The organism is uncultured Thiodictyon sp. (assembly GCF_903828115.1).
GTDB lineage: Bacteria > Pseudomonadota > Gammaproteobacteria > Chromatiales > Chromatiaceae > Thiodictyon.
Window position 1 is genome coordinate 1 of record NZ_CAIKKU010000655.1, and the last position, 7,063, is coordinate 7,063.

Below are 7,063 nucleotides of genomic sequence, written 5' to 3' on the forward strand. Positions count from 1 at the left end.
GACAACGACAACGACAACGACAACGACAACGGCAACGGCAACGACAACGACGCCGACAACGACAACGACAACGACAACGACAACGACTACGACAACGACAACGACAACGACAGCGTACCCGGGATCTCGGTCACCACATCAGTTCTGATCGCACCCCCTGGGATCCCGAGAATTTGACTTCGGGGCGGAAATCCCTATAACTCCCGCCCGATCGAACACTGAGGAAGTTGCTATGCCTATCTACGAATATCGCTGCGAGCGTTGCGGCCACGAACTGGAGAAGCTCCAGAAGCTCGCCGAGGACCCCCTGACCGAGTGCCCGGCCTGCGGCGAGCCGACCCTGAAAAAACTGATCTCCGCCGCCGGCTTCCGGCTCAAGGGCGGCGGCTGGTACGAGACCGATTTCAAGACCGGCGGGAAGAAGAACCTCCACGGCGACGGCGAGAAGGCCGGCGGCGGGGAGAAGTCCGACGGCGGGGAGAAGTCCGGCGGCGGCGCCGAGAAAAAGACGGAGACTGCCAAGCCCGCCGAAACCGCGGCCAAGCCGGCCGAAAAAAAGCCCGCCGCCAAGCCGGACGCCGCCTGAGGGTCTGTGGGAGCGGCGTCCCGCCGCGACTGGCGTTGCCGCACAATGCCGTTAAGTTGAGCGCTGCCGGCTCCCACGCTCCGGCGTCACTGCCAGTTAGTTTAGCGCCGCAGCCCAAGCGCCTGGAGTCCGAGGCTTTACCGTGAAAGTGCGTCGTCAGGCCATCCTGGCCTGACGGTGTCGGGGCTGCGACAGTCAGGGCTGGAAGCCCTGACTACGCCGCCCCCTACGGTGGCCATCGAGCTAGCGGTCGAGAGGACTTTCATGTTCCGGGGTGGCGCGGGTGCTTTGACCGTTAGCCTTGGAGCGCGCCAAGGCTGAAGCCTTGGACTCCAGGCAGAGGCGACGCGGTCGGCGAGTGCGCCTTGACTTGATGGCAGTGACGCTCCTGCGTGGGAGCAAGAGCGGGCGCCCCGTGTCCAGTAACCAGACGGGACGCGGAGCGCCCGCGCTGCATTCCCACGCCGGAGCGTGGGAACGAGAGGTCCGGGCCGGTTGGTTGCCGCTGGGCCCGAGCGCGGCCGCAGCCCGCTCCCACCAGGCCCTCAGCCAGATTGCTGCATCGCAACTTGCGCGACCCCCGGTAGCCCAGTATCTTGAACCGTTTTATCCGAGGCGCCGTTGCGCCCCGGAGCGGCCAACAAGGCGATCGGCTCATGCGTACGCACTACTGCGGTGAATTGAACAGCGCCCTGATCGGACAGGAGGTCATCCTGTGCGGTTGGGTGCATCGGCGGCGGGACCATGGCGGGGTCATCTTCATCGACCTGCGCGACCGCGAGGGGCTGGTCCAGGTGGTCCTGGACCCGGACCGGGCGGAGGTCTTCGCCCTGGCCGAACAGGCGCGCAGCGAGTATGTGCTGCGTGTGGAGGGCCGGGTGCGCCCGCGCCCCGAGGGCACCGTGAACCCGGACCTGCCCACCGGTGAGGTGGAGGTCCTGGGTACGGGGCTGACGATCCTCAACGCGGCCGAGACCCCGCCCTTCCAGCTCGACACCCACTCCGCCGACACCTCCGAGGAGGTGCGCCTGCGCTATCGCTATATCGATCTGCGCCGCCCGGAGATGCAGGAGCGCCTGCGGGTGCGCAGCCGCGTCACGCGGGTCATGCGCAACTACCTGGACGACCAGGGTTTTCTGGACATCGAGACGCCCATCCTCACCAAGTCCACCCCCGAGGGTGCCCGGGACTATCTGGTCCCCAGCCGCACCCACCCGGGCGAGTTCTTCGCGCTGCCCCAGTCGCCCCAGTTGTTCAAACAGTTGCTGATGATGTCGGGGATGGACCGCTACTACCAGGTGGCCCGCTGCTTCCGCGACGAGGACCTGAGGGCCGACCGGCAGCCGGAGTTCACCCAGCTCGATATCGAGGTCTCCTTCATGACCGAGGACGCGCTGATGGGCCTCATGGAGGAGATGATCCGCCGGCTCTTCAAGGAGGTCCTGGACACCGAGCTGCCCAACCCCTTCCCGCGCCTGACCTATCAGGAGGCGATGCGCCGTTACGGCTCGGACAAGCCGGATCTGCGCATCCCGCTGGAACTGGTCGACGTGGGCGACCTGATGGTCGGCGTCGACTTCAAGGTCTTCGCCGGCCCGGCCCAGGACCCGAAGGGCCGGGTGGTGGCCCTGTGCCTGCCCAAGGGCTGCGAGCTGTCGCGCAAGGAGATCGACGACTACACCAAGTTCGTCGGCATCTATGGCGCTCGGGGCCTGGCCTACATCAAGGTCAACGACTGGTCGACCAAGGGCGCCGAGGGGTTGCAGTCGCCGATCCTCAAGAACCTCAATGCCGCCGCCATCGACGGCATCATGGCCCGCACCGCCGCGGTGGACGGGGACCTGATCTTCTTCGGCGCCGACCAGGCGAGCGTGGTCAACGAGGCCATCGGCGCCCTGCGGGTGCGCCTGGGGCAGGATCGGGGCCTGCTTGAGTCCGGCTGGCGGCCGCTGTGGGTGGTCGACTTCCCCATGTTCGAGCACGACGCGGCCAATAGCCGCTGGGCGGCACTGCACCACCCCTTCACGGCCCCCAAGGAGGACCAGCTCGACTTGCTTGCGACGGACCCCGGCGCCTGCCTGTCGCGCGCCTATGACATGGTGCTCAACGGCAGCGAGATCGGCGGCGGCTCCATCCGTATCCATCGCGATACGGTGCAGCGCCAGGTCTTCAGCCTGCTGAACATCTCCGAGCAGCAGGCCGAGGACCGCTTCGGCTTCCTGCTGCGCGCCCTGCGCTTCGGCTGCCCGCCCCACGGCGGGGTCGCCTTCGGGCTCGACCGGCTGGTGATGCTGATGACCGGGGCGGCCTCCATCCGCGATGTCATGGCCTTCCCCAAGACCCAGACCGCCGCCTGTCTGATGACCAGCGCCCCGTCCCCGGTGGACGAGGCCCAGCTCAAAGAGTTGGGGCTGCGCATCCGGGCGCGGGCCTGAGGGGGCGGCCATGGCGCTGGCGATCGAGACGCGGGCGGACGGGCCGCCGGAGTCCCACCCGGACCTCCCGCAGGGGGCCGGGGCGGACCCGATGGCCGGGCTGGCGGACCCGGCCGCCGCCGGGGCGGCCGCGCCCGGTGCCCGCACCCGCTTCAAACGCCCCCAGTCCGTCCTGGTGGTGATCTGCACCAGGGGCGGCGAGTTCCTGATGTTGCGGCGCACCCACCCCGGCCAGTTCTGGCAATCGGTCACCGGCAGCCTCGGCCCCGGGGAGAGTCCGCGCCTGGCGGCCCTGCGCGAGATCCGCGAGGAAACCGGCCTCTGGGCCGGCTCCGCCCTGGTCGACCTGCGCCGCTCCGTCCTCTTCCCCATCATGCGCGCCTGGCGCGAGCGCTATGCGCCCAATGTGCGCTTCAACCGCGAATACTGGTTCGCCCTGGTGCTGGAGACGCGGCGCATCATCCGGCTCGATCCCGCCGAACACCTGGAGTACCGCTGGCTGCCGGGGTTGCGCGCCGCCAACCTGGCCAGTTCCTGGACCAATCGGGATGCCATCCTGGCGCTGTCCGGGGGCTGAGTGGTGAACGCCGATGGTTGATCACTGCCTTGCGGACGAATATCCCGATATCGTCATCGCCGGCTTCCCCAAGGCCGGCACCACCGCGCTCGCCACCCTGCTCTGCGGGCACCGCCAGGTCTCGCTGATGGAGCCCAAGGAGCCCCACCGCTTCTCCTGGGGGCTGGACCCGGACATCCCGGCGCGCGCCCGCGCCAATGGCCTGGGCGCCGCGGACTATGGGGCCGCCATCGCCGCCGCCCGCCGCCGCGGGCGCCTGGTGAAGCCTGATCGCCTGCGGCTTCTACGACCCCCTGGTCGAGGTCTATGCCCGCGAGTTCGGCGAGGCCCTGCTGGTTATCCCGCAGGAATCCCTGCGCTCTGACCAGGGGCTGGTGCTCGGGCGCTGCTTCGCTCACCTGGGCCTCGAACCCGAGCCGGTCGCCGGGGGTTCGGATGAGTTCAACGTCGGCGACCATCGTCTCGAGACCGGCGTCTCACGCTTGCTGCGGCGCACCGGCATCGCCGGGCTGGCCCAGCGTCTGCTGCCCCATTCCCTGGTCGCCCGCGTCCGGCACGCCCTGACCCGCAAATCGGAACCGGGCTTCGACGACCTGGCGGGCAGTCCCGAGGGTGCGGTCATGGAGCGACTCTATGGGCTCCTGAGTGCCGCGACGGCCGCCCGGATGGAGCGCGACTACGGCGTTCACTGGGGCTCGCGCCGCCCGACCTGAAGTGTGGGAGCGGCGTCCCGCCGCGACGGTGTGCCCCGGGAGAGGTCCGTTCGTGGTCGCGGCCGGCCTCCACGGGTGGTTCGCCATCGGCTAGACTCCCTCCAGTCACCATCGGAGATCACCCATGCAACCGCAAACTGCCGAGATTGAATGGGCCATCGATGGCCTTGACCGCCGTGAAAAGCTCCACCTCATTGAGGTCCTGGCCCGCGGCCTTCAGCGGGACCGGAGTACGGCCACAACCGCTGAGCGCAAGGCGCAACTGGAGGGCTTGCTGCAGGAACTGGATGCCCTGCCCAGTGAGGGCGCGGACGACGGCTTCTGCAACCGGGACCACGACGCCCTGCTCTATGGTCGGCGGCCGTGATCTTCGTCGACACCGGCGCCTGGTTTGCCGCCTTTGTGCCCAAGGACGCGGATCACTCGGCCGCGTGGGCCAGATGCTGCTGGACGAGGTGTTGGCCGAACTGCATCTGGTGTCGTCGGATGACATCCGTGCGGCCTGGGGTGTCTATCGGCAGTTCTCGGACAAGGCATGGAGCTTCACCGACTGCGTGAGCAAGGTCGTCATGACTAGCCGCGGTATTCAGACGGCCTTGGGCTGAGGAACGAAGCCCAACGGGGCGCTTGTATCCGCGGGGGCGCTTGTTGGGCTTTGTTCCTCAGCCCAATCGACGGACTCGGCCGACCCTTGCAGTGCATCGGCCAGGGTCGTGCGCGTACTCATGCGCCAAAAGCCATCGCCGCTGCGATCGGCATAGCGACCGGCATACTCCACCGACTGCCCGGCGTCCGCCAGCGCGTCCGACACCAGACCCAGGGTCAACTCCAGTTCGCTCAGGTTGATGGCGCGAATCGCAGCGCTTTTCCAATTCTCCTGCTCAATCGCCACCTCCAAGGCAGCCCGCATCGGCTCCAGCGCCTCGGTCAGCCGGCCCAGCGCGCGCAGCCGGAAGGCGGCCTGATTAAGCAGCCAGGCCCGGTCGGGCTCGGTCAAGGCGGCGGAGACCCGCTGCCAGGGCTCGTCGAAGAAGCAGGCGACCGCGCCCAACTCGGCACCGAAGGCGCCAAGCTTCCTGACGGCATAGGCTTCGGCGCTGCGGCTTATACGGTCACGATAGACCTCCTCGCACGCCTGCTGCTGCAACCCCGCCAGGCACCCGTGCGCGACTGGTCCCCAGACCGAGAAAGCGCTTGGCGCCGACGAACAGCGGCTCGGTCAACCCGGCCATGGGCGGTGCCTGCCGCAGCGCGGCCAGGCAGCCGGCCTCGGCCGGGCGGTCGAAGAACCCGAGCAGGCGCAGGGCCGCCAGTTCCCGGGCGCCTTCCCCGCCCGCGCGCCCGAACCAGGTCTCGCAGGCGGCCATGACCCAGAAGGCCGGGTTGCCAAGGGCCTCTCGTCGGCATCCGCCAGGTCGACCGTGTCCCTCTGGCGGCAGTCGCCTCCATGGGCCTGAGCGAGGAAGCTACCGAGCAGAGTCAGGCTGAGTGCGTGGTCGCGGACCTCGCGGGCGGCGGCGATCAGCTGCGGATCGTCCGGGGCGATGGACGCGGACCCGGCGCGCTGGACGCGCAGCCGGTGCAGCAGCCGGGCGCCGTCGGCGGCGCTGAGGTTGGCGAGATCCTGGCGGACCACGGCGCCATGGGGCCGGGCGGGTATTGCAGCGGTTCCACGCCGTCGAGCACCAGCAGCGTCCGGTGGGCGGCGACCGCCTGGGCCAGGAGTTTGCCCTTGTCCCAGGGCGAGGAGGCGGGGTCGTGGGCGACCTCGAACCAGTCGAACGCGCTGCTGAAGAAGCCGTCGTCCGAGGCCTGGCGGTCGTCGCCGGTGCCTTGGCTGAAGAAGCTCCAGCCGAAGACCAGTTCGGCCCCGCGCCAGTCGGCGGCGCGCAGCCGGTCCAGCCAGCGCTTGACCAGCGCGGTCTTGCTGACGCCGCCGGGGGCGGTGAGTTCCAGTGCGCAGGTGCCGGGGTCGGACCAGGCGTCGTCCAGCAGCTGCAGTTCGGTTTGCCGGCCGAGGAAGTCGGCGGCGCCGAAGGGGAGCTTCGTAAGGTCGATGCGGGGTTGAGCCGCCGCGGTTGCGGTCGGCTTGGTCCCGGACTGGCCGGTATTGATCCGCCAGCGCTCGAGGATGAGGTCGGCCACTTCCGCCGGGCTGCGGCCGTCGCCGATCCAGACATGGCCATCGATCGAGAACAGGCCGGGCACCTCGGTATTGTCGAAGCGCAGCGGCATGATGGCCGCGTCCTGCCGCTGCTTGATGAGATCGAGCAGTGCCCGCCACTCCAGTCCGCACCATTCCTTGGCGTTGTAATCGGCGCACAGAAACACCGCAATCAGCTCGGATTGCCGGTGGTAGAGGTCGGATAGATAGGTGCCGAGGTTCGGTCGGCCGAACTCGGCCTCGTGGTACCTGTCGTAGAGCACCTGACCCAGGGCGCTGCCCTGGGCTGGTATGTGGCGCCCCTTCGGGGCTCAAGACGGCGGTGGGGCAAGCGTGCGTCGTACGGCCTGGATCGTCATTCCCGTCGGCGGCGCTACAAGCGTGTTGTAATACAAAACCGTAGTGCTACGCGGACCGCCGACCTCCGGGCGGGTGGATGCAGCGCGCGCCGGCCCCGGACCCTTCCGGCCCGGGTGCCGCGCGCCTTATCCACCCTGTCCGCTGGCGAATGATGGGTTTCGCTGCGCTCTACCCATCCTACAGCCTGCCATTTGGTTAAGCCGCAACGGTTTCTGGGAGCGCCGCACC

10 protein-coding genes are annotated in these 7,063 nt (G+C 68.7%); 7 read left to right on the forward strand and 3 right to left on the reverse strand.

Features of this window, described 5'->3' with window-relative positions; translation table 11 throughout:
• The first annotated feature begins 232 nt into the window (after positions 1-232).
• From QZY48_RS24730 to QZY48_RS24760, 7 genes are all read left to right on the forward strand, one after another.
• On the forward strand, positions 233-586 hold the full coding sequence (locus QZY48_RS24730; RefSeq protein ID WP_295436072.1) for a zinc ribbon domain-containing protein: 354 nt from the start codon (positions 233-235) through the stop codon (positions 584-586).
• A gap of 656 nt (positions 587-1,242) precedes the next feature.
• Positions 1,243-3,021 (forward strand): aspartate--tRNA ligase, encoded by a 1,779-nt coding sequence (gene aspS / locus QZY48_RS24735; RefSeq protein ID WP_295436074.1) that lies wholly within the window; start codon positions 1,243-1,245, stop codon positions 3,019-3,021.
• Positions 3,022-3,031: 10 nt separating this feature from the next.
• Positions 3,032-3,598, forward strand: a complete 567-nt coding sequence (nudB, locus tag QZY48_RS24740; protein ID WP_366929770.1) for a dihydroneopterin triphosphate diphosphatase — start codon at positions 3,032-3,034, stop codon at positions 3,596-3,598.
• A 13-nt stretch (positions 3,599-3,611) separates the two neighbouring features.
• A complete protein-coding gene (locus tag QZY48_RS24745; protein ID WP_295436076.1) occupies positions 3,612-3,962 on the forward strand; it encodes a hypothetical protein in 351 nt (116 codons plus the stop codon).
• Positions 3,963-3,972: 10 nt separating this feature from the next.
• Positions 3,973-4,311, forward strand: a complete 339-nt coding sequence (locus QZY48_RS24750) for a hypothetical protein (RefSeq protein WP_295436077.1) — start codon at positions 3,973-3,975, stop codon at positions 4,309-4,311.
• Between the two features lie 124 nt (positions 4,312-4,435).
• Positions 4,436-4,678 (forward strand): hypothetical protein, encoded by a 243-nt coding sequence (locus QZY48_RS24755; RefSeq protein WP_295436079.1) that lies wholly within the window; start codon positions 4,436-4,438, stop codon positions 4,676-4,678.
• A gap of 64 nt (positions 4,679-4,742) precedes the next feature.
• The gene (locus tag QZY48_RS24760) at positions 4,743-4,916 is read left to right on the forward strand and encodes a hypothetical protein (protein ID WP_295436081.1); all 174 of its coding nucleotides are present in this window, start codon (positions 4,743-4,745) and stop codon (positions 4,914-4,916) included.
• On the opposite strand, the gene QZY48_RS24765 is transcribed toward QZY48_RS24760, so the two are convergent.
• The 3 genes from QZY48_RS24765 to QZY48_RS24775 form a co-directional block, all read right to left on the reverse strand.
• Entirely contained in the window at positions 4,898-5,458 is a 561-nt protein-coding gene (locus QZY48_RS24765; protein ID WP_295436083.1) for a hypothetical protein, read from the reverse strand. The genes QZY48_RS24760 and QZY48_RS24765 overlap by 19 nt on opposite strands.
• Positions 5,424-5,678, reverse strand: coding sequence for a hypothetical protein (locus QZY48_RS24770; RefSeq protein ID WP_295436085.1), 255 nt, complete (start codon positions 5,676-5,678; stop codon positions 5,424-5,426). Before QZY48_RS24770 ends, QZY48_RS24765 begins: the two co-directional genes overlap by 35 nt.
• Before the next feature lie 154 nt (positions 5,679-5,832).
• Entirely contained in the window at positions 5,833-6,738 is a 906-nt protein-coding gene (locus QZY48_RS24775) for a TIR domain-containing protein (RefSeq protein ID WP_295436087.1), read from the reverse strand.
• Positions 6,739-7,063: the final 325 nt, after the last annotated feature.